Genomic DNA, 19,721 nt, shown 5'->3' with positions numbered 1-19,721 from the left:
GAGGCGCAGGCCGCGTCCGGCACATGGCGTCGGACCCGGCCTGGCAGGGTCCGCGGCCGGATCTCCGCCCTGGTCCGCAGCGGAGATCCGGCCGCGGACCAGGGCGGCTACGCGTGGGCGCGCCGCTCCCGTGGGGAGTTCCGCGCGTGAGTGGCCGTGAGCGGTGGAGACGGCCGGTCAGCCTGCCGCGCAGGTCGGCAGACCGCCGGTGTCCCCGTCACGGATCTTGTTCAGCGACTTCCTGGCGTCGTCGATCGTCTTCACCTTGACCAGGGTGAGGCCGTCGGGGACGTCGGAGGCCGCCGCCGCGCAGTTCTGCTCCGGGGTGAGGAAGTACTCGGCGCCCGCGCCGCGCGCGCCGACGAGCTTCATCTCGATACCGCCGATCGGGCCGACCTGACCCTGGTCGTCGATCGTGCCCGTACCGGCGACGAACTCGCCACCGGTGAGAGCACCGGGCGTGAGCTTGTCGACAATGCCGAGGGCGAACATCAGCCCGGCGCTCGGGCCGCCCACATCGGCGAGCTTGATGTCGACATCGAACGGGAAGGTGTGGTCGGTCCCGGCCTGGATACCGACGACCGCGCGGTCACCCTCCTCGGACCGCTGTGTGGTCAGCGTGATCAGCTCGATGCCCTCGGGCTCCTTGCCGAGCTTCTCCGCCGCCTTCGCGTCCGCCGCGGGGACGATGCTGAAGATGACGTCCTCACCGGGCTTGTGCTTGGTGACGAGCCTGGCGACATCGGCCGGCTCCCGCACCGGCGACCCGTCCACCTGCTTGATCACGTCACCCGCGTGCAGCGTGCCCTCGGCGGCACCGTCCTTGATCACCGAGGAGACGACAGTGCGCGAGGAGACCGGGATGTCCAGTTCCTTCAGGGCGGCGACCTTGGCGCTCTCCTGGGACTGGCTGAACTCCTCGGCGTTCTCCTGGGTGGACTGCTCCTCCGTCTTGCCGCCCGGGTAGAGCGTGTCGTGCGGCACCACGACGTTGTCGTGTGCCAGCCAGCCGTAGACCGCCTCGACGATGTTCATGTTGTAATCCGCGCCCGTGACCCTGACCGTCGTCATATTGAGATGACCCGACGTCGGATAGGTCTTGTGCCCGGAAATCTGAAGGACCGGTTCTCCACCGGCGTTGCCGAGCGTGTTCACCGTCGGTCCCGGGCTCATCTCCGAATACGGCACTTTGATGAGCACTCCCGCGCAGAGCAGCGCGATGAGGATGAGGGTGGAGGCGAGCATCGTCGCGGTGCGGCGTGGCATGGAACGACAGTACGGTAAGCGTCCCTCTGTGCACCGCTGGGGCCGTCCGTACGGGGCTGCGCGCGGATCCGCGTAGCGAATGCGTACGGGCGGCTGCCACGGCGTACGACGTCAGAACCGATCCGGAGCGGAGTGCGCCTTTTCCATGGCATCACGGAAGCGGGCGTAGCCATTCAGCTCGGCGATATCCCCGACCGTGCGATCTCTTGAGGCCCAGCTTCCCCATATCGCTGCGCCTACGACAGCGAATAGCGGAATCAACAACCAGGCAAGTGCGGCCATACCGACCTCCCGACGTGCATGAGCGTCTGTGAACTGACCGATCAGCAGATTAACCATCTGCTGAGACAACGCTGCTGGCAGGGGTGCGGTTACGCAAATCGGGCCGTCCCGGACGGACCAGGTTTCAGGCCGGTCCCACTGCGGCAAGGCGCCCCGGCCGTAGCTCTTCGGCAGTCCCCTCGACGAGGCGCTACGCGCCGACCCATTCCTCGGTTCCGTCGGAGAACTTCTGGTGTTTCCAGATCGGAACCTCGTGCTTGAGGTCGTCGATCAGCTTCCGGCAGGCCTCGAACGCCTCAGCCCTGTGCGGGCAGGAGACCGCCACGACGACCGCCAGATCTCCGACCTCCAGATCGCCCACTCGGTGGACGGCCGCCAGCGCGCGCACCGGATGGCCGGCGACGATCTTCTCGGCGACGCGGCGCAGTTCCGTCTCCGCGGAGGGATGGCAGGAGTAGCCGAGGGTGTCCACATCGGCGCCCCCGTCGTGGTTGCGCACCGTACCGACGAAGAGGGCCGTACCGCCCGAGGCGTCGTCCCCGACCGCGCGGAAGACCTCGTCGACGGTGATCGGGGTGTCGCGGATCTCCAGCAGCCGGATGGGATCCTGCCCGGCCTGCTCGCCCGGATGGGAATGCGTGCTCGCCATGGTCCCCATCGTGCCGTACGGCACCGACATCCAGGAACAGCGCGTACCGCCTCCCCGGCCGGGGCCCGGCAGGCGGTCGGCCGGGGGCTCCAGCAGGCGGTCCTGCCGGTGTCCGGCGGACGTCCGGCGGCGGTCCGGCCGGGGGTCCGGCCCGGCCTCAGCGGCCTCGTCTCGCCTTGCGGGCCCGCCGTACCAGCGCTGCCGTACCGAGCAGCGCCACCGTCGCGCCCGCCGCGCCCGCCGCGGTGGCGTCCTTGCGGCCGAGCCTGCGCCCCACGACCGTGTGCCGGCCCTCCACCTCCTCCAGCAGCGCGGCGAGCACCTCCTCGTTGGTCCACCGCGGCCGCCAGCCCGCGTCGTGCAGCCTGCTGACACTGACCACCCAGGGATGCATCGTGTACGCGAGATCCCCCGCCGGAGAGGGCGTGAGACCGATCCTGTGCAGCCTTGCCGCGGCTCCCAGGGCGACCGCGGACGGCAGCTCCATCCGGCGGATACCGCTCAGCTCCTCGACCTCCTCCTGCTCCAGCCAGCCGTCGCAGCCCACCGCGAACTCGCCGTCGGCCTTTTCGAGCGCCGCGTACTCCAGAGCGCTCACCAGGTCCTCGACATGACAGAACTGCCAGGTGGGACGGGATCCGGCGACCACGAGCAGCCGCGGTGACTCGAAATAGCGGGTGAGGGCCGTGTCCGTACCGCCGACCAGGACGGCGGGCCGTACGACCGTCACATTGAGCCCCGGGTGCGCGCGGGGCGCCCGGCGGCCCAGCCGCTCGATCTCCAGCAGATCGCCGACCCCCGTGGCCTCCGCCGTCGCGCGCAGCTCGGCGTCCTCGGAGAGCGGGATGTCGTTGTCGGGCAGCGCGCCGTAGACCATCGCCGAGGTGCACAGCACGACCCGGTGGACCCCCGCCGCGGCCGCGGCCGTGAGGACGGTCTGCGTGCCGCGCACGTTGTAGGCCGTCCGGGCGGCGGGATCGGTCTCCAGATCGAGATCGAGCGCCATGTGCACCACCACGTCCGCGCCGCGCAACTTCTCCGCGATGGCCGGATCACGCACATCGAGGATGTGCCACTGCGCCTCGGAGACCTCGCCCCGGCGCTCGTCGATGGCGATGACCTGCTTGATCTCGTCGGAGGCTGCGAGGCGCCGGGTGAGCAGGTCACCGACGCCGGAGGCGGCGCCGGTGACCGCCACGACGGGGCCCCGGGACGGGTGCGTGGTTGAGCGGTTTCGCGCTGCGCGAACCTGCGGATCTGGGGAACTCACCGGGCGTCTCCAGCGGTTGTCTTCAATACGTACGTGAATGACGCGTACGTACCAGGTGACGTCCATCCTGCCGCAGGCCACAGGCCGGCGGAGCACTGAGCCCGGAAGCCGCCCGGGTGTCGCAGCCGTGCGAGGCCGCCGAAGGCGGCGGACCGAGCAGGCCGAAGGCGGAGTCCGGGTCGTACGGCCGGGCCCGGCCGACGGCACGCGGCACCGCCCTTGTCCACCCGGTGCCGCTTAGGCTGGGTGGTGTAGTCGGGCAGCCGCCGTCGGCAGAAGCCGGCGGCCCTACGAGCCGAGGAACCCCGTGAGTGACACCCCATTCGGATTCGGCCTTCCGCCGGAGGAGCCGGAGGACGGCGACGGCAAGAAGAAGGACCCTGCCGGAGGTGGTCAGGGTGCCGGTGGTCAGGGCGGTCCCGGCAATCCCTTCGGAAACTTCGGGTTCGGGCTGCCGGGCGGCGCGGGCGGTGCGGACAATCCGTTCGCCGCGATGTTCGGTTCGCTGAACCCCAGCGATCTGGGCGCGGCCTTCCAGCAGCTCGGCCAGATGCTCAGCTATGAGGGCGGTCCCGTCAACTGGGACATGGCCAAGCAGATCGCCCGCCAGACGGTGGCGCAGGGCACCCCCGACGGCACCAAGGACGCCAGTGTCGGCCCCTCGGAGCGCGCCGCGGTCGACGAGGCGGTACGGCTGGCCGATCTGTGGCTGGACGGTGTGACGTCCCTGCCGTCCGGCGCGAGCACATCGGTGGCGTGGAGCCGCGCCGAGTGGGTCGAGGCGACTCTGCCCGCGTGGCAGCAGCTCGTCGACCCGGTGGCGGAGCGGGTGGGCACGGCCATGGGCGAGGTGCTGCCCGAGGAGATGCAGTCCGTGGCGGGCCCGCTGATCGGGATGATGCGCTCCATGGGCGGCGCCATGTTCGGCCAGCAGATCGGGCAGGCCGTGGGTGTGCTGGCGGGTGAGGTGGTCGGTTCCACGGACATCGGGCTGCCGCTGGGCCCGGCCGGCAAGGCCGCGCTCCTGCCGCTGAACATCGAGGCGTTCAGCAAGGACCTTGGCGTGCCCAAGGACGAGATCCGGCTCTATCTGGCCCTGCGCGAGGCCGCCCACCAGCGGCTCTTCGCGCATGTGCCCTGGCTGCGGTCGCATATGTTCGGCGCGGTCGAGGGCTATGCCCGGGGGATCAAGGTCGACACCACCAAGCTGGAGGACGTGGTCGGCCAGTTCGACCCCACCCACCCCGAGGAGCTTCAGGAAGCGCTCCAGCAGGGCATGTTCCAGCCTGAGGACACCCCTGAGCAGAAGGCCGCGCTGGCCCGGCTCGAAACGGCGCTCGCGCTGGTCGAGGGCTGGGTGGACGCGGTGGTCCACGAGGCGGCGAAGACAAGGCTCACGGGAGCCGACGCGCTGCGCGAGACGCTGCGCAGGCGCCGGGCCTCCGGCGGTCCCGCCGAGCAGACCTTCGCCACGCTCATCGGCCTTCAGCTCCGTCCGCGCCGGCTGCGCGACGCCGCGCGGCTGTGGGCGTCGCTCACGGACGCGCGCGGGGCCGACGGCCGGGACCGGCTGTGGGAGCACCCCGACATGCTGCCGACGGCCTCCGATCTCGACGACCCGGACGGCTTCGTCCACCACGAGCAGTTGGACTTCTCCGAGCTGGACAGGATGCTCGGCGAGGCGGCGGACACCCCGGACGGCCCGGACGGCAGGCCGAACCTCAAGAAGGACGACGGGGACGACAAGGACGACACCGACAAGTGAGCCTGCACGACGACGCCGTCCTCGTACTGAAGGGCCACGAAGGCGAGTACGAGGGCCAGGACCTGCTGCGTGGGCTCTATCTGGATCATCTGTCCGCCCATCCGGACGCGATGTGGAAGTCCTGCGCGGCGGGGCATCTCACGGCCAGCGCGCTGGTGATCGATCCGGAGCGGGGCCGGGTGCTGCTGACCCTGCACAAGAAGCTCGGTATGTGGCTCCAGATGGGCGGTCACTGCGAGCCCGATGACGACACCCTGGAGGGTGCCGCGCTGCGGGAGGCCATGGAGGAGTCCGGGATCCTCGGTCTGCGACCACTGGCGGGCGGTCCCGTCCAGCTCGACCGGCATGCCATCCCGGCACCGTGCCACTGGCATCTCGATGTCCAGTACGCGGCGCTGGCTCCGGCCGGGGCCATCGAGCGGATCAGCGAGGAGTCACTGGATCTGCGCTGGTTCTCCTACGAGGAGGCGGCGCGGGTGGCCGACGGCTCGGTCGTACGGCTGGTGGAGCGCACCCGCGCCGCGCTGGACGGTCGAAACACGCCCTGAGCCCCGCCCGATCCGGACGTGGCGACAACGCGAGGGCTGGACGGCCCCCGTCGGGCCGAGCGGACCGGTGTGAGCGGAAGGGGGCGGCCTCCCGGGCGGCCGCCCCCTTCCGCTCACGCGGCTCGCGCGGCTCGCGCGGCTCGCGCCGGAGCGCGATCACCTGCTCCAGGCGTTGTTCTGGTTCTGTCCGTGCGCTCCCTGCTGGCCCACGCCGAACTGCGCGGCCAGCCCCTGTCCGAGCTGCGCGTTCTGCGGCGGCATGACCTCACTGGGCTGTACGAGCGCGAACCCCTGCCCGAGAAAGCTCAGCTCCCAGCCCTCGCCGGTGTTGCCGCGTCGCCTGCGTACCCCTGAGGAGTGCGTCTGGGCCTGCATCTGCACCCGCAGGGAGGAGGACCAAGCGACGATCGCGTCCGCGTCGGCGTTGACGTACTTCTCGGGTGTGATCTGGAGCATCAGAGGCTGGCCCGAGGTCATCAGGGCGACCTTGCCCCGGCCGGAGACATTGAGCTGGTACTTGCCGGAACCGGAGATGCCGTACTGGCTGTCCACCGCGATGACCTCGGTGTGCAGCGAGGAGTCGAGCGCCAGCACATAGGCGCTGTCGACCGTCATCCCCTCCTGCTCGACCTCCACCACATGGATGTACTGGGCGAGATTGGCCAGATAGACCGTGCCCTGTCCGGAGCAGCGCATCAGGTCGAGGCCCTCACCGGTCCGGGCGCGGGCCCGCCGCTGGTTCTGCGACTGGTACTCACCGTCGAAGTCGATCAGCCCCTGGTAGGCGACCATCGCGCCCTTGCGGGCGAGGACATCGTCCTGGCCGGTGAGCGCCACCCGCAGGAGCTGCGGGTTCTGCACCGCGTACCGCTCCTGGGACTGCTGTTCCGTATAGGCGAAAAGCGGACTCTGCATGGTGTGTTCTCGCTCCTCTCAGCCCTGGATCCGGAGACGGTCGGTGCTGTCCTCGCTGGGCTGCACGACGACGATGCCCTGACCGGAGAAGGCCATCTGGAAGGCCTCTCCGCTGCCCCGCCCGATCAGCGCGGAGGCCTTCAGGCTCCGCTTGCCCTTCACCTTGAGGGCGGGGGACCAGGCGACAAGGGCGTCCGGGTCGACATAGGTCTCGTCCTCGCCACGGCCGCAGTCGACGACGATCGGGGTGCCGCGCGAGGTCAGGGCGACCCAGCCGGTCCCGGAGATCTGTACGTTCCACAGCCCCTGGCCGGCGAACTTGGCCAGGCCCTTCACCCGCTCGACGCCCCACTGGAGATGGGCGTCGAAAGCCAGCAGATTGGTGCCGTTGACGGAGATGGCGTCGTTGTCGAGGTTGATGACGACGACATCCGCGCCGTAGTCGGCGAGATAGAGCAGACCGTCGCCGGAGCACTTCATGAGGGGCGTTCCCTCGCCGGTGACCCACTGCGAGGCGATCTGGCGGATGGCGGGCGGGTTCGGCTCATACTGGATGAAGCCTTCGTAGGCGATCATCGAGCCGGTCCGCGCGAAGAGGTCGTGCCCCGAGGCCATGGCGACCTTGAGCATGGCACGGCCGTGGTTCTCCATCCGGGCCGCGATGGGGGTGGGGGCGTAGCCCGCGAGCTGTTGGTTCATGGTCCGGGCTCCCTCAGACCTCGTACGGCTGGACGACGATGAAGTTGCCGGGGGCACCCCGGAACTGGAGGTTCACGGTCTCCCCGCTGTGGCCCGGATACGCGTTGCGGCGCAGCCTGACCTGGCTGGAGATGATCACCTGGGACGCGGCCGACCAGGCGACGACGGCATTGCAGTCGGCGAAGGTCGTGGGCGTGACGGGCAGGACCACCGGGGTGCCGTGGGTCTTCACGACGACGGTGCCCGTGCCCTGGAAGAGCATGGTGAACAGGGCGCCGCCGGGGATGCCGTGGCCCTCGATACGGCGGATCTCGTACTGGAGGGACTCGTCGAAGGCGAGGACGTTCTCCGCCGAGACGCAGATGCCGTCGCCCTGAAGCTCCACCGGGTGCAGATGCGCGCCCTCTTCGGCGAGGAACACCTGGCCGCGCCCGGTGCAGCGCATGAGCTGCATCTCCTGGCCGGTGGCGTTGCCGACGATACGGCCGGCGAAACCGGCGCCCTTGTAGCTGAAGTCGACCTTGCCCTGGTACATGACCATGCTGCCCTGGCGGGCGAGGACCGGAGTGCCGCCCATACCGAGGTCGACCCGCATGAGCTGCCCGTTCTGCGGGGTCCAGCGCTGGCCCGTGGGCAGTTCCTTGTACGGCTGAAGGGCGGCCTGGAGACCGGCCCCGCCGGGCGGCACGCCTTGGGGCACACCCTGGGGGGCGCCGCCGAGGGGCGGACCTGGCGGCTGCTGGCCGTAAGGCGCGGGCGCGGGCTGGCCGTAGGGAGCCGGTACGGGCTGTCCGTACGGAGCCGGTGCGGGCGGCGGCAGTGCCTGACCGGGAATCTGGCCCGCGGTCTGCCCCGGGATCTGGCCGAACTGCGGCTGCTGGGGCGGCTGTCCGTACGGGGCGGGCGCGGGCGGCGGGGGTACGGTGCCGCCGGGCGGGGTCATGGGCGCGGCGATGGTCGGCGCCCCATGCATCGGCTGAGGCGCGGGGACAGGGGCAGGGACCGGAGGCCCGGCCGGAGCGCCGAACGAGGGCGCGGGCTGTGGAGCCTGAGGTGCCTGCGGGATCTGAGGTGCCTGCGGGGCGGCCGGGGCGGGCGGGGCACCGAACGCCGGGGCGGGCGGGGGCGCGCTCTGCGCGGGCGGCGCGAAGCCCGGCACCTGACCACCGGCCGGCGGCTGCGGCGGCGCGGGCTCCTCCTCGGCGACCTTGCCGCCGAAGTTCTTCAGCAGCGCGTCGAGCCCGCCGTCGAAACCCTGGCCGACGGCGGCGAACCGCCATACGTCCTTGAGATAGAAGTCGCCGAGCATGACGGCGCGCTCCGTGGTGAACTCCGAGCCGTCGAAGGCGTACCGGACGACTTCCTCGCCGCCCGCGACCACCCGGATATATCCGGGGCCGACCTGGGACATCTGGCCCGCGCCGTCGATGGTGGCGGTGAACGAGAGCTTGTGGATCTGTGCCGGGATACGCTCCAGCGTCACCCTGAAGGACTCGGTGTCCCCGGCCTGGGCGCCCAGCAACTGAACTGATTCCTCAGGTGACTTGGGCTGGTTGAAGAAGATGAAGTAACGGTCGTCCGAGAGCTGTTCATTGGCGTCGAGGCCGAAACAGCTGATGTCGAAGGTCAGCCCGGGAGCGGCGATCTGCACGCCTACGTACAGATCCGTCCCCGGTGTGAGATCACTGATCCTGGCCTTGTGGCCGCGCTGGAATTCCCTGGCCATGCGTAACGACCGTCCCCCATCCCGAATGTGACTGCGTCGCGCCAGGCTAACGGCTATGTCCGACATTGAGCCGAGCCGGTACAGACTCGGTACACGATCAACGGACTCGGCACACGGTCAGCGCCGTTTCCCCTGCCGCGAGCGGCGGGCGGAGATCATCCCGCGCGTACGGAGCGTTTCATTCCGCGCCCGGGTCCCCGTCCGGCGCTCCGTCGTCCCCGTCACCACGCGCGACGGGCAGATAGGGCAGCCGGTCGGCGGCGACGACTCCTTCGAGATAGCCGCGGGCGCGCTCGGTGCGCGGATAGGCCTCCAGCAGCCGCCAGAACCGTGGCCCGTGGCCCGGTACGAGGAGATGGGCCAGCTCGTGGACGAGGACATAGTCGACGACGTACTCCGGCATGCCCTGCAACCGGTGCGACAGCCGGATGCTGCCTTCCGCCGGGGTGCAGGAGCCCCAGCGGGTGTTCTGGTTGGTCACCCAGCGCACGGAGGCCGGCCTGGCTCCGCCGTTGAAGTACAGAGCGGACAGCCGCTCCGCCCGCTCGGTCAGCTCGCTGTCGCCGAGGACGCGTTTGCTCTCCTGCGCGGCGAGTTTGTCGAGCATCACCGTGACCCAGCGGCGCTCCTCCGCCTCCGACATCCGGGCGGGGATGAGCACGATGGTCCGGTCGCCCTCGCGGTACGCCGAGACCGTTCTGCTGCGACGGGCGCTCCTGCGGACCTCTACGGCGCTCGTCCCCGAGCCGCGCGGCGGGCGGCGGGCGGGCTCCCCAGCGAGGCGAGGGGAAGAATCGGCGGACACGCCCCGACGTTACCCGCTGCGTGTGGGGGAAGTCCCGCCTCCGGGACAGTTCGATCTTGATCCACTTTTCGGTCCCCGGAATTTGAACGATTAATGCCCTCGGCTGTGGATAACTTTCGGCACCGCCGCGCGCCGCCTTGCATTCTGAGAACCGGATCGGAACAGGCGATCCGAAGAAGTCCGTCGTGCGGAAATCGAGGGGAGACCGATATGCATCCGATGGTGAAACCCGCGCTGCGGCGTGCGTGGCGGGAGCGGCAGACCGTGCAGTTCGGGGTCACACCCGCACACGCGGTGCTGGTGGGTCCTGTCGATACGGCCACGGGCAGCTTTCTGGAGCTCCTCGACGGGACTCGCGGACTGCCGCTGCTGCGGGAGGAGGCACGGGCGATGGGGCTGCCCGACGGACTGGCCGATTCGCTGGTGAAGCGGCTGACCACGGCGGGGGTGCTCGACGATCCGGACGCGGGAGGAAGGGCGTCCGAGGATTTGCGGAAGCGGACGGCCGTCTTCGACCGGGTGCGGTCGGATCTCGCGTCCCTCTCCGTGCTGCACCGGGAGCCGGGGGCGGGGGCACGGCGGCTGGCGGCGCGGCGGGCGACTCGGGTCCAGGTGCGGGGCGCGGGGCGGGTGGGGGCGGCTGTCGCGGCGGTGCTCGCCGCCTCCGGGGTGGGGCGGGTCGATGTGCTCGACGGCGGGTTCACGCAGGAGTGGGACGTGTCACCCGCCGGGCTGCCCGCCCACTGTGTGGGAGAGCGCAGGGACACGGCGGCTCGGCAGTTGGTCCGGCGGTCCGCGCCCGGCCGGGCGCCGGGTGTGACGGAGCGCGGGGCGTCCCGCGAGGAGGCGGAGCCGGGCCTCTCCCTGGTGATTGTCGCTCCTCGGGACGGGCTCGCCGCCTATGCCCCCGACCAGACGGCGGCCGAGCCCTGGATCGCCACGGGCACTCCCCATCTCTACACGGGGGTGATCGAGGCCACAGGCGTGGTCGGACCGCTGGTGCTGCCCGGTGGCACGGCCTGCGCCGGGTGTGTGGCACGGACGCGGGCCGACCGCGATCCGGGGTGGCCCCGGATGCTGGCACAGTGGCGCTCGGGGCGCGGGGCGGCCGCCGTGCCGGCCTGTGATCTGGGGCTGGCCACCACGGTGGCGGGGCTGGCGGCGGCTCACGCGCTGTCGTTCCTGGACGGTGAGCTCCCCGCCAGCGCGGGTGCACGATGGGAGGCATCGCTTCCACTGCTGGACTGGCGATCGGAGCGGACCGAGCCGCATCCGGACTGCCTCTGTGGGGCGGCCGACAGGCCGCAGAGGGGTGCGCCTGGCGGAGACGGGGGCGTCGCACGACACAATGGCGGGGTATCCGCCGCAGGCGGCTCGGCTGTCTGGGACTTGGAGGGGCTTCATGTCTGATCTTCCCCGGAAGGCGGTCACCCGGACCGCGAAGCTGGCCACGCTGCCGCTGGGCTTCGCCGGCCGGGCCACCTGGGGCCTCGGCAAGCGGATCGGCGGGAAGTCCGCGGAGATCGTCGCCCGGGAGTTGCAGCAGCGCACGGCGGACCAGCTCTTCAAGGTGCTCGGCGAGCTGAAGGGCGGTGCGATGAAGTTCGGGCAGGCCCTGTCCGTCTTCGAGTCGGCGCTGCCCGAGGAGATCGCCGGGCCCTACCGGGCGGCGCTCACCAAGCTCCAGGAGGCGGCGCCGCCCATGCCCGTCCGTACGGTCCACGCGGTGCTGGCGGAGCGGCTCGGCGAGGAGTGGCGTGAGCTGTTCCTGGAGTTCGAGGACAAGCCCTCGGCCGCCGCGTCGATCGGCCAGGTGCACCGGGCGGTGTGGCACGACGGGCGCCAGGTCGCGGTCAAGGTGCAGTATCCGGGGGCCGGTGAGGCGCTGCTCTCCGATCTGACGCAGCTCAGCCGGTTCGCCCGACTGCTGGGGCCGCTGATTCCGGGGATGGACATCAAGCCGCTGATCACCGAATTGCGCGACCGGGTCTCGGAGGAACTGGACTACGCGCTGGAGGCCGAGTCACAGCGCGAGCACGCGGCGGAGTTCGCGGACGACCCGGATGTGGTGGTGCCCGACGTGGTGCACCAGGGCGACCAGGTGCTGGTGACGGAGTGGATCGACGGGATACCGCTGTCGGAGGTGATCTCCGACGGGACGCCCGAGCAGCGCGACCGGGCGGGGCAGCTCCTGGCCAGATTCCTCTTCTCGGGCCCGGCGCGCACGGGTCTGCTGCACGCCGATCCGCATCCGGGCAACTTCCGACTGCTTCCCCCGGCGGCCTCCGACGAGGACGGCACGGACGGCGAGGGCGGTGAACTGCGGCTCGGGGTGCTGGACTTCGGCACGGTGGACCGGCTGCCCGGCGGACTTCCCGGCACCATCGGTGAGGCCCTGCGGCTGACGCTGGAGAGCGACGCCGAGGCGGTGTACGACCTGCTGCGCGAGGAAGGGTTCGTCAAGGAGTCCATCGATCTCGACCCGGACGCGGTGCTGGACTATCTGCATCCGATCATCGAGCCGGCGGCGGTGGACGCGTTCACCTTCACCCGGAGCTGGATGCGCGATCAGGCCGCCCGGATAGCGGATCCGCGCTCCCCCGCCCATCAGTTGGGCAAGCAGTTGAATCTCCCGCCGTCGTATCTGCTGATACACCGCGTCACGCTGAGCACCATCGGTGTGCTCTGCCAGCTCAGCGCGACCGTACGGCTGAGGGACGAACTGGAGGCCTGGCTGCCCGGGTTCGTGGCGGATCCGTTCATACCGGAACAACCGGGCGAGACGGAGCAGGTGGACGACTAAGCCCTGTCCGGTCGGACAGAACCTAGGCCCTGTCCCGGCAGCAGGTTCCGTCAGGCCGGTTCCGGCCGGGGAAAGCGGCGTGGGGGGCCGGTCCCTCGGGACCGGCCCCCCACGTGGTGACAGTGATCGCGCACCGACTGGCTGGTTGCCTACTGCATGACGGCCATGGCCAGCGCGCGGCGGGCGCGCATCGATACGCGCTCGGCACGGCGCTGCATCCGCCGGGCGGCGACCAGGCGCGCGGCCCGGCGTTCCGCGTCGGCTTCACGCAGGCGCTCGTTCATATGCGCGCGTGCCATGGCTTCTGGGATGAGTTGCATCTCGCGGGTCCTGTTCTGACGCGAGTCGTTCGCGCCCATCGTGGTGACTGCTGGGGTCGCGGAGCCGGACGGCTCGCTCAGGGAAGAGGTCATCGGAGCCTGCTTCTGGGGATCGTGCGTGAAGGGACGGTCGATGGTTCCGGTGGCGTTCATGCCGTGACCGGGTTCTTGCGCGGACGGCCACGCGGCCGCTTGCGGGCCACGACCACGCCCTGGACGAAGAGTTCGCCACCCCACACGCCCCACGGCTCACGCCGCTCCTGGGCACCGGCGAGGCAGGCCTCGATCAGCGGGCAGGTGCGGCAGAGTGCCTTGGCGTACTCGACATCGGCCGGGGACTCGGCGAAGAAGACCTCCGGGTCGTAGGCACGGCAGGGAACGGGTACGCCGAGGCTCTCGATGGCGTCGTCGAGCGCGGTGAGCGCGGTGAGCGGAGTCAAGGTGGAGTCCTCCGTGGGGACGGGCGGGGAGATCGTTTCGGAAGGCGGTACGGACGGGGCGTGCGCTTCGAGTTGCACGGGTTTCGTTCCTCGTCTGGTCGGTCCGGCCTGTTTGACCGGGTGTCGGCTGGTACCGAGTAGTGCTAGTTCCGAGGCGCCTTCGGTTCCGTCCATCCCGTTCGGGACAAACAGAAGGGCCGCGGATCCCGGGTGGGGTTCCGCGGCCCTGAAGGCGCCGGTCTGATCCTCGATCAGACTGGATCACTCCAGGGTTCGAGCCCACGGAAGGCCCACATCAAGTGGTGCTGCGTCTGCTGCTTCGTTTCGGCACCGGTCGCCGCAAAGGCATAGGCCTTGGCCGCTGCCTTCGCTACTGCTGCTTCCAGTGCCCTGGTCGGTCGCTCATTGCGCTCGCGGACGGGGAGACCCGACAGGGAGACGGGCCGGACGGCGGAGACGCCGGACAGGCCACTGCCAATGAGTTCGGAACCGGAGAAGCCGAGCGAGCAGGCGGAGACGACCGAGCGATCGGTCATTTTGTCGGTGCTGACAAAGTTGCTGCGGTTGATGCTGATCACTGGAATCGCCTCCTCTCGGCGTCTCAAGGACCGGCCTGAGCCAGTCGCACGTATAGCGGACAAGTACTGCTTTGGATAAGTAGAACATGGGGACAGGGCTTCGGTGAAGCCCGCCGTTCCCGTGGTTAAGAACCTATGGGGATTCCCCGGGCGGGCGCAAACTATTTTTCCGACGAGTTCGCATCAGTCGTCCCCGGCGTCTCCCGCACGCTCCTGACCAGCGCAGATGGCGAGTACATCGGCTCCGAAGCGGTCCAGCTTGCGGGCGCCGACGCCGGCGATCGCGGCCAACTCTCGGTCGCCGCCCGGCACCGTCTCGGCGATCGCCATCAGCGTCTTGTCGGTGAACACGCAATACGCGGGCTGGCCCAGCCGCTGTGCCTGGTCCGCCCGCCAGTCACGCAGCCGTTCGTAGAGCGCCTCGTCCATGTCGGACGGGCAGTCCTCACAGCGCATCAGCTTCATCTCGCCCGCGTCGGTGAGCGTTTTGCCGCAGACCCGGCAGAGCACCGGGCCACGGCGCTTGCGCCGGCCGACCGCGCCGCCGTGCTCCGGGGCGCCGCCCGGGACCGCCCCCGCGCTCCGTGCCCCGGGAGCCGTGGAGCCCGGACGAAGCCCGTTCAGAAAGCGGGTGGGGCGACGGGAGGCCCGGCCTCCCGGGGAGCGGGAGAGCGCCCAGGAAAGAGAGAGATGCAGCCGTGCCCGGGTGACCCCGACATAGAGGAGCCGGCGCTCCTCCTCGATCTGCTCGTCGGTCTTGGCGTAGGTGATCGGCATCATGCCCTCGGCGAGACCCACCAGGAAGACCGCGTCCCACTCCAGGCCCTTCGCCGCGTGCAGCGAGGCGAGGGTGACGCCCTGCACCATGGGCGCGTGCTGTGCGGCGGCGCGCTCGTCCAGCTCGGCCACCAGATCGGCGAGCGTCGCCCCCGGCCGCGCCCGGACGAAGTCCTCGGCGAGACGGACCAGGGCGGCCAGGGACTCCCAGCGGTCACGGACCGCGCCCGAGCCCGCGGGAGGTTCGGTGGTCCAGCCCTTGGTGGAGAGCACCGCCCGGACCTGCGCGGGCAGTTCGACGACATCGTCGAGCAGGGAGTCATTGCCCCCGAAGCGGGCCGCGCCCCGAAGCGCGGCGCCCGCCTCCCGCACCTCCTGGCGCTCGAAGAACCGCTCCGCGCCCCGGAGCTGATAGGGCACCCCCGCGTCGGCCAGGGCCTGTTCATAGACCTCCGACTGGGCGTTGATCCGGTACAGCACGGCGATCTCGCCGGCCGGAACGCCCGCGGCGATCAGATCGCGGATCCTGCGCGCGGTGCCCTCGGCCTCGGTGGGCTCGTCCGCATACTCCGTGCGGACCGGTTCGGGGCCCGGATCACGCTGCGAGACCAGTTCGAGCCGGTGCTCGGCGGCCCGGCCGCGCGCCTGGTTCAGCAGGCCGTTGGCGAGATGGACGACCTGGGGCGTGGAGCGGTAGTCCCGGACCAGCTTGACCACGGTGGCGCCCGGGTGGCGGGTGCGGAAGTTCAGCAGATGGTCGGGGGTGGCGCCGGTGAAGGAGTAGATCGTCTGGCTGGCGTCGCCCACCACGCAGAGGCTCTCCCGGTCCCCCAGCCAGAGGTCGAGCAGCCGCTGCTGGAGCGGGCTGACGTCCTGATACTCGTCGACCACGAAGTGCTGGTACTGCCGGCGGATCTGGTCGGCGATGTCGTGCCGGTCCTGGAGGATCCCGACCGTGAGCAGCAGGACGTCCTCGAAGTCGATCACCGAGCGCTCGCGCTTGAGCTGTTCGTACGTCCCGTAGATCTGGCCGATCTCGGCCGGGTCGCGCGGGGCCTCGCGGACGGACTTGGCCACCACGGCGGGATAGTCGGCCGGGACGGTCTGGGTGACCTTCGCCCACTCGATCTCGCCGGTGACATCACGCAGCTCATTGCGGTCGAGCCGGATGCGGCAGCGGGCCGCGGACTCGGCGACGAGCTGGACCTTGCGGTCGAGCAGTCTCGGCAGGTCCCCGCCGACCGCCTTGGGCCAGAAGAACTGGAGCTGGCGCAGCGCCGCCGAGTGGAACGTACGCGCCTGGACACCGCCCGCGCCGAGCTGGCGCAGCCGTCCGCGCATCTCCCCCGCCGCCCGGTTGGTGAAGGTGACGGCCAGCACACTGGCGGGCTGGAGTATGCCCGCGCGCACGCCATAGGCGATCCGGTGGGTGATGGCGCGCGTCTTGCCCGTGCCGGCCCCCGCCAGCACACACACCGGACCGTGCAGAGCCGTCGCCACCTCGCGCTGCTCGGGGTCGAGCCCGTCGAGCACCGCGTCGGCGTCGCGCGGCGGGGCCACGATCTGGCCGCCCTCGGATTCACGCGGGAAGAGTGGGGAGTGCGTTGCTGCTGTCACCCCGCCATGCTGCCAGGTCCCCCGGGACGGACGCGGCGGTTGTCCACAGGGGAGCCGCATTGGTCGTATGAACACACCCGCCGCACCCACCCCCGCCGTCCTGCACCCACCGTCCTGCACCCACCGTCCTGCGCCCGCCGCCCGCCGCCCGGCGAAGCCCGTACCGCGTCGAAGGCCGTACCGCGTCCGTACGGGAATGGCGGCCGGGCCGCGTACGTTCGACAGATTGCGGACGACGCATTCGGCGGGACCGAGACAGAGGAGCGCGAGAGACATGCCGGGCACTGTGACGATGTACAGCACCACATGGTGCGGATACTGCCGTCGGCTCAAGGGCCAGATGGACCGCGAAGGCATCGCGTACACCGAGATCAACATCGAGCAGGACCCGGAGTCGGCGGCCTTCGTCGAGAAGGCGAACGGCGGCAACCAGACGGTGCCGACCGTGCTGTTCTCCGACGGATCGACGCTGACGAACCCCTCGCTGGCCCAGGTCAAGCAGAAGATCGGCGTCTGAGCACCGCGTACCGCGCGCGGCGGTGCCGCGAGCGGCCCACCGACCGAGCCCCCGCCGGAGCGATTCCGGCGGGGGCTCGGTCGTCACGCTGTCGTACGGCGCTCAGTCGCCGTACGTCCGGCCGTCGTCATACGTCCGGCCGTCGTACGGCTCCGTCGTCCGTTGTCGCGTACGCACGTGTCGCGTGTCGCGCTCAGCCGGCCGGTTTCGGGAGGGGCTTGCCGTACCACAGCTCCACCAGACGCGCGGCGATCGAGATTCCGGCCGGCGGGAGGATCTCGCCGGACTCGATCGCGGTCCGCAGATCCTCCCGGGAGAACCATCGCGCCTCCTCGATCTCCTCGCCGTCCACCGTGATCTCCGACGAGGTGGCACGCGCCATGAAGCCCAGCATCAGGCTCGACGGGAACGGCCACGGCTGGCTGGCGATGTACTCGACCTCGCCGACCGTGACGCCCGCCTCCTCGAAGACCTCGCGCACCACTGACTGCTCGATCGACTCGCCCGGCTCCACGAACCCCGCCAGCGTGGAGAAACGGCCCTCGGGCCAGTGCACCTGACGCCCCAGGAGCGCGCGGTCCTCCTCATCCGTGACCAGCATGATCACGGCGGGGTCGGTCCGCGGGTAGTGCTCGGCCCCGCAGGCCTGGCAGCGGCGGATGTGCCCGGCCGCCGCGATCACGGTGCGCTCGCCGCAGCGGGAGCAGAAGCGGTGCAGCCGCTGCCAGTTCTCCAGCGCCACCGCGTGTGCCATCAGGCCCGCGTCACGGGCGGAGAGCAGCATGCCGGCCTCGCGCAGCCCGGCGGCCCGCGCCGACTGGTCGATCCGGCCGGGGAGCGAGTCCTTCTGGAGCGCGAAATAGCGGACACCGTCCGCGCCCGTACCGAGGAAGTAGCGGTGGGCCTCGGTGACGGGTGCCTCGAAGGACGGGATCATGACCAGTTCGGTACGGCCGTCCGGGGTGTCATCGATCAGCACCTGGCCGCCCGACACCACGAAGACGCGGGTCGTCGGATGGCTCCACGCCGCCGCGAGCCAGGCCTCGTCGAGCCGGTGGTGCGCCGCGCGGTCGATACCGCTCGGAGCGGTCAGGCCGATGGGTCGGTGTGCGGTGGCGTCACTGCTGATGGTGCTCACAGGTACTTCCAACTCCCCCGGGTGGATTGGGTTTCTGATCAGCGGAGTGTGTGGTGAAGTCTTCGGCCGCGCTCCGGGTGCGGGGCGCGGCGCCCTCAGCGCGGCGCGGTGGCAAGGTCGCCCCCGGGGCGGGCCGTCGTTTCCCCCTCGTTGAGCAGCAGGTCTTCGAGGAGTACGTCTTCGAGGGGCGGGACCGGTCCGGCCTTCTCGCTCGCCGCGTGCCGGCCGCCGGACGGTACGGAGACATGGTCCGTGTGCGGGCCGTCCTCGTGGGCGGCCCGCCGGATGCCGTCATGGCCGTGGACCGGCCCGGTGGGGGTGTCCGGGCCGGCGGAGGGCCGCTCGGCGGAGACGGCGGGCCCGCGCGGGGTCCTCCGGATCTCGGCGACCGGGAAGCCGGTCTCCTTGAGCTTCCCGACGAGCCGGCCGGTGCCGCGCCGTACATCAGCGTCGTGGTCGGGCTGTGCCGATACGGACGGAACGCGCGGCCGGCCGGCGAGGTCGTCGGGAAATGCCGCGCGGTGGGTACGGATGTACGTACGGACGACGCTGTCCGGGGTGTCGCTCATGATGTCGAGCCTAACGGGCCCGGGGAGCGGTCTCGTCTGCCGGTTCCGGGGATCCCCCGTCCGTGGGCATGTCGGCGTCCTCGTACGAACGTCCCGTGCCGTCCGGCCCACGCCCTGTGTCATCGTACGGATTCTCCGCGCCGGGCGGGCCTCCGGTGAGGATGCGTTCCAGCTCAGGGCGGCCGGGGAGGTGCTCGGGACGTACGACCTCCCCGGTCCGCACATAGAGGAACGCGGCTGTCACGGCGCTCGGCGGGAGACCGTGCTGCTCGGCCCAGGCGAGGCGGTAGACGGCGAGCTGGAGGGGGTCGGCGGTGCGGGCCCGGCTGGTCTTCCAGTCGACGATCTCGTACGTGTACGTCTCCGCGCTGGTCACCGGGTCGGTACGGGCATGGCGGTAGACGGCGTCGATACGGCCCCGGATCACCCTCCCCGCGAGGGTGAGATGGAAGGGCGCCTCCACGCGGTACGGCGTGCGCCGGGCGTACGGAGTGCGCTCGAAGGCGGTCTTCAGCGCGGCCAGGTCTCGCTCGTCGGCGATCTCCGGCTCGTCCTCCTCCCCACCGGGAAGTTCGTCGGGGCCGAGCATCGGCAGCGGCAGCTCCTCGAACCTCGACTCCACCCAGGCGTGGAACCGCGTGCCCCGGCGGGCGGCGGGCTGCGGCGGACGCGGCATGGGCCGGGCCAGCTCATGGGCGAACCCGTCGGGGTCGGCCGCGAGACGCAGGAGCTGTGAGGCGGAGAGGGAGGGCGGTACGGGTACATCGCGGACGGTGGCGCGGGCGCGGCGCAGCTCACCGGTGAGGGCGTCGAGATCGCGGTCCCAGGAGGCGAGGGTACGGAGCTCCTCGGGGGTGAGCCGCGAATCGGAGACGGGGTGCGGGTCGGGGACTGGGTGCGGGTCAGCTGTGAGGGGCGGGTCGGCGGGGGCGGCGCCGATGCCGGTGGGCGGGCCCCCAACCCCCGCGCAAGGAGGCGCGGGCCCCGGGGCAGCGGGGGGGGCCCCCCGCCCCCGCCGGCCCGCGCGCCGCCGCACA

The 19,721-nt window shown here is 70.9% G+C and carries 20 protein-coding genes; 5 read left to right on the top strand and 15 right to left on the bottom strand.

From position 1 onward, the window contains the following. Window positions 1–177: 177 nt before the first annotated feature. The 4 genes from ACWGDX_RS28170 to ACWGDX_RS28155 all read right to left on the bottom strand — a co-directional run bounded on the left by ACWGDX_RS28170 (window position 178) and on the right by ACWGDX_RS28155 (window position 3,467). Window positions 178–1,266, bottom strand: a complete 1,089-nt coding sequence (locus ACWGDX_RS28170; protein ID WP_363083783.1) for a YlbL family protein — start codon at window positions 1,264–1,266, stop codon at window positions 178–180. Window positions 1,267–1,377: 111 nt separating this feature from the next. After that, a complete protein-coding gene (locus tag ACWGDX_RS28165; protein ID WP_453630017.1) occupies window positions 1,378–1,605 on the bottom strand; it encodes a hypothetical protein in 228 nt (75 codons plus the stop codon). 133 nt (window positions 1,606–1,738) lie between these two features. Next, entirely contained in the window at window positions 1,739–2,197 is a 459-nt protein-coding gene (locus ACWGDX_RS28160; protein WP_453629965.1) for a molybdenum cofactor biosynthesis protein MoaE, read from the bottom strand. A gap of 157 nt (window positions 2,198–2,354) precedes the next feature. Beyond that, a complete protein-coding gene (locus tag ACWGDX_RS28155) occupies window positions 2,355–3,467 on the bottom strand; it encodes an SDR family oxidoreductase (RefSeq protein ID WP_363083786.1) in 1,113 nt (370 codons plus the stop codon). Between the two features lie 307 nt (window positions 3,468–3,774). Between ACWGDX_RS28155 and ACWGDX_RS28150 the strand changes: the two genes are divergently transcribed. Beyond that, window positions 3,775–5,232, top strand: a complete 1,458-nt coding sequence (locus tag ACWGDX_RS28150) for a zinc-dependent metalloprotease (protein WP_453629963.1) — start codon at window positions 3,775–3,777, stop codon at window positions 5,230–5,232. Then, window positions 5,229–5,780, top strand: a complete 552-nt coding sequence (locus ACWGDX_RS28145; protein ID WP_453629962.1) for an NUDIX hydrolase — start codon at window positions 5,229–5,231, stop codon at window positions 5,778–5,780. The genes ACWGDX_RS28150 and ACWGDX_RS28145 overlap by 4 nt, the downstream gene beginning before the upstream one ends. Before the next feature lie 156 nt (window positions 5,781–5,936). On the opposite strand, the gene ACWGDX_RS28140 is transcribed toward ACWGDX_RS28145, so the two are convergent. The 4 genes from ACWGDX_RS28140 to ACWGDX_RS28125 form a co-directional block, all read right to left on the bottom strand. After that, on the bottom strand, window positions 5,937–6,695 hold the full coding sequence (locus ACWGDX_RS28140; RefSeq protein WP_363083789.1) for an AIM24 family protein: 759 nt from the start codon (window positions 6,693–6,695) through the stop codon (window positions 5,937–5,939). Window positions 6,696–6,713: 18 nt separating this feature from the next. Further along, window positions 6,714–7,394, bottom strand: a complete 681-nt coding sequence (locus ACWGDX_RS28135) for an AIM24 family protein (RefSeq protein WP_363083790.1) — start codon at window positions 7,392–7,394, stop codon at window positions 6,714–6,716. Window positions 7,395–7,407: 13 nt separating this feature from the next. Continuing rightward, entirely contained in the window at window positions 7,408–9,120 is a 1,713-nt protein-coding gene (locus tag ACWGDX_RS28130; protein WP_453629959.1) for a TerD family protein, read from the bottom strand. Window positions 9,121–9,298: 178 nt separating this feature from the next. Next, a complete protein-coding gene (locus tag ACWGDX_RS28125; protein WP_453629958.1) occupies window positions 9,299–9,925 on the bottom strand; it encodes a M48 metallopeptidase family protein in 627 nt (208 codons plus the stop codon). Window positions 9,926–10,135: 210 nt separating this feature from the next. On the opposite strand from ACWGDX_RS28125, the gene ACWGDX_RS28120 reads away from it, so the two are divergent. Both ACWGDX_RS28120 and ACWGDX_RS28115 read left to right on the top strand, forming a co-directional pair. Next, a complete protein-coding gene (locus tag ACWGDX_RS28120; protein ID WP_453629956.1) occupies window positions 10,136–11,335 on the top strand; it encodes a ThiF family adenylyltransferase in 1,200 nt (399 codons plus the stop codon). After that, complete coding sequence (locus ACWGDX_RS28115; RefSeq protein ID WP_453629954.1) at window positions 11,328–12,728, top strand: ABC1 kinase family protein; 1,401 nt, start codon at window positions 11,328–11,330, stop codon at window positions 12,726–12,728. Before ACWGDX_RS28120 ends, ACWGDX_RS28115 begins: the two co-directional genes overlap by 8 nt. A gap of 149 nt (window positions 12,729–12,877) precedes the next feature. On the opposite strand, the gene ACWGDX_RS28110 is transcribed toward ACWGDX_RS28115, so the two are convergent. The 4 genes from ACWGDX_RS28110 to ACWGDX_RS28095 all read right to left on the bottom strand — a co-directional run bounded on the left by ACWGDX_RS28110 (window position 12,878) and on the right by ACWGDX_RS28095 (window position 16,520). After that, the gene (locus ACWGDX_RS28110; protein WP_363085751.1) at window positions 12,878–13,201 is read right to left on the bottom strand and encodes a hypothetical protein; all 324 of its coding nucleotides are present in this window, start codon (window positions 13,199–13,201) and stop codon (window positions 12,878–12,880) included. Beyond that, window positions 13,198–13,566: a WhiB family transcriptional regulator gene (locus ACWGDX_RS28105; protein ID WP_453629952.1), complete on the bottom strand. Its 369-nt coding sequence runs from the start codon at window positions 13,564–13,566 to the stop codon at window positions 13,198–13,200. Before ACWGDX_RS28105 ends, ACWGDX_RS28110 begins: the two co-directional genes overlap by 4 nt. Window positions 13,567–13,739: 173 nt before the next feature. Then, the gene (locus ACWGDX_RS28100; protein ID WP_453629950.1) at window positions 13,740–14,066 is read right to left on the bottom strand and encodes a hypothetical protein; all 327 of its coding nucleotides are present in this window, start codon (window positions 14,064–14,066) and stop codon (window positions 13,740–13,742) included. Window positions 14,067–14,249: 183 nt separating this feature from the next. Continuing rightward, complete coding sequence (locus tag ACWGDX_RS28095) at window positions 14,250–16,520, bottom strand: ATP-dependent DNA helicase UvrD2 (RefSeq protein WP_453630011.1); 2,271 nt, start codon at window positions 16,518–16,520, stop codon at window positions 14,250–14,252. 214 nt (window positions 16,521–16,734) lie between these two features. Here ACWGDX_RS28095 and ACWGDX_RS28090 point away from each other — a divergent pair, with 214 nt between their 5' ends. Next, a complete protein-coding gene (locus ACWGDX_RS28090; protein ID WP_161230460.1) occupies window positions 16,735–16,977 on the top strand; it encodes a mycoredoxin in 243 nt (80 codons plus the stop codon). A 193-nt stretch (window positions 16,978–17,170) separates the two neighbouring features. Here the strand turns inward: ACWGDX_RS28090 and nudC are convergent, their stop codons facing one another. From nudC to ACWGDX_RS28075, 3 genes are all read right to left on the bottom strand, one after another. Then, the gene (gene nudC / locus ACWGDX_RS28085; protein WP_453629948.1) at window positions 17,171–18,115 is read right to left on the bottom strand and encodes an NAD(+) diphosphatase; all 945 of its coding nucleotides are present in this window, start codon (window positions 18,113–18,115) and stop codon (window positions 17,171–17,173) included. 95 nt (window positions 18,116–18,210) lie between these two features. After that, window positions 18,211–18,684: a hypothetical protein gene (locus tag ACWGDX_RS28080; RefSeq protein ID WP_453629946.1), complete on the bottom strand. Its 474-nt coding sequence runs from the start codon at window positions 18,682–18,684 to the stop codon at window positions 18,211–18,213. Window positions 18,685–18,694: 10 nt separating this feature from the next. Then, on the bottom strand, window positions 18,695–19,721 hold a 1,027-nt coding region (locus ACWGDX_RS28075), incomplete at its 5' end, for a PD-(D/E)XK nuclease family protein (RefSeq protein WP_453629945.1).

The sequence above is a fragment of the Streptomyces sp. NPDC055025 genome (genome assembly GCF_053608565.1).
Note: the sequence above shows the minus strand (reverse complement) of the source record. Positions and strands in the feature narration are given on the sequence as shown.